Origin of the sequence: Brachybacterium sp. HMSC06H03, from assembly GCF_001807385.1 — a bacterium.
GTDB classification, from domain to species: domain Bacteria; phylum Actinomycetota; class Actinomycetes; order Actinomycetales; family Dermabacteraceae; genus Brachybacterium; species Brachybacterium conglomeratum.
In genome coordinates, this window is record NZ_KV788871.1 from 1 (window position 1) to 1,377 (window position 1,377).

Consider the following 1,377-nt stretch of genomic DNA (forward strand, 5'->3'; position numbering starts at 1 on the left):
ACCCCGGCGCCGGCACGCCCGACGCCCGCGCCTCCCGCGCCCTTCAGCGCTGGCGCGGCCGGCTCGCCGCCGTCGACGTCGACGCCGTGCTGGAGGACGCCGACCGGCGGAGGATCCGAGTCCTGATCCCCGGGGACGAGGAGTGGCCGAGCGCCCTCGACGACCTCCAGGAGACCGCCCCGCACTGCCTGTGGGTGCAGGGCCCTGCCCGGCTCGACCGCCTGGCCGGGGAGCGCGCCGCGGCGCTCGTCGGCTCCCGCGCCTCGACCCCCTACGGGGAGGACGTCGCCTCCTCCCTCGGCGCCGCCTTCGCGGGCGCCGGCGGGACCGTCGTCTCCGGCGGCGCGTACGGCATCGACGCCGCGGCGCACCGCGGGGCGCTCGCCGCCCAGGACGGCGCGACCCTCGCCGTCCTCGCCGGCGGGCTGGACCGCCTCTACCCCCGCGGGAACACGCAGCTGCTCGAGCGGATCCGCGAGCAGCACCTCCTGCTCAGCGAGGCCCCGATGGGCACCGCCCCCACACGGTGGAGGTTCCTGGCCCGCAACCGGCTGATCGCCGCCCTGTCCCGCGCGGTGGTGGTCGTCGAGGCGGCCTGGCGCTCCGGGGCCCTGTCCACGGCGCGGCTCGCCGATCAGCTCTCCCGACCGGTCGGAGCGGTGCCCGGCCCGGTCACCTCCGCGGCCAGCGCCGGCTGCCACCGCCTGATCCGCGAACGCGGCGCGGTGCTCGTCACCGAGCCCGCCGAGCTGCTGGACCTGCTGCCCGGAGGGCCCGCCGCAGGGGAGGGGAGCTTCGCCCGCCAGGACGAGCTCGATCTGCTCTCACCAGCGGATCGGCGTGTGCTCGATGCCGTGCCGCCCCGCTCCGGCATCTCCCCGGGCCGCCTCGCGGACGAGATCGGCTTCGCACCGCGCGAGGTCGGCGCAGCGCTGGCCCGGCTCGAGCTGCTGGGTCTGATCGAGCAGAGAGGGCAGCGGGTGCGGCGCACTCGCCGCACGGGCTGACGGCCGGGTCGGTGGGAGCACTGCCCCCGGCAGCGAGGATGGGCGAGAATGACGGGATGAGCACGGAGCGCGCGACGGAGACCGACGAGCAGATCGTCGACGCCTTCGCCGCCCATCTCGACCTCGAACGAGGCAGGTCCGAGCACACCGTCCGGGCCTACCGCCGCGAGGCCGCGGCGCTGCTGGCGCATCTGCGGGAGGTCGAGCGGATCGCCCCGGCCGAACTCGACGTGACCGCGCTGCGCTCCTGGCTCGGCGCTCGCGCGGAGACCGGGGCCGGAGCGAGCACCCTCGCCCGCTCCGCCGCGGCCGCGCGGACGTTCACCACCTGGCTCGCCGCCACCGGCAGGATCCCGCACGACGTCGGCGG

At 77.3% G+C, this 1,377-nt stretch carries 2 protein-coding genes; both read left to right on the forward strand.

Going from position 1 to position 1,377, the window contains the following annotated elements; translation table 11 throughout:
• The coding region (dprA, locus tag HMPREF3159_RS11540; protein ID WP_070501143.1) for a DNA-processing protein DprA at positions 1-1,007 on the forward strand (1,007 nt) is incomplete at its 5' end.
• 56 nt (positions 1,008-1,063) lie between these two features.
• A partial coding sequence (locus tag HMPREF3159_RS11545; protein WP_168165426.1) for a site-specific integrase occupies positions 1,064-1,377 on the forward strand: 314 nt, incomplete at its 3' end.